This is a genomic window from Dellaglioa sp. CoH-56-MRSF-11, from assembly GCF_056782135.1.
In genome coordinates, this window is record NZ_JBXAYE010000035.1 from 1 (window position 1) to 419 (window position 419).

Sequence of the window (419 nt, forward strand, 5' to 3'; positions counted from 1 at the left end):
AGCTCCAGCACCGCATATCGAATCTTGTTCATGCTTGTTCTCCGCACCAGTTTTCGAGCATCCACTCGGCCCACGCGATGCGGGATTCAAGAACACCGGGCAACGAATCGATGTAGCCAGAGTAGGGAGCGTCTACCACCGTGCCCTCGTATTCAGGAAGCGCACCCTGCGCCACGAGCCATGTCGTGTACGAGTGGTGCCCGTCCAACAATTCGCGAATGCGATGCTTCAGAGCCAAAGACTGTTGGTAATACGTGCGCTTCACTTCACGATCAGAAAATGGGCGCATTTCATCCAACGTTTTCTCAATGCCGTTGCAGATGTATAGGGTTCGACCCAAGCGCAATTTCGCGATTGCGCCACGCAACAGTTCACGACGAATTTCGATGGTGCTCGTGCTCATCATTTCTCCTTTATCC

Annotated in this window: 1 protein-coding gene; it reads right to left on the reverse strand. The window is 53.2% G+C overall.

The genetic code is table 11. The features are described from left to right. Positions 1–28: 28 nt before the first annotated feature. Positions 29–419, reverse strand: a 391-nt coding sequence (locus AC1RPT_RS07700; RefSeq protein ID WP_481762970.1) for a hypothetical protein, incomplete at its 5' end; no start/stop codon positions are given.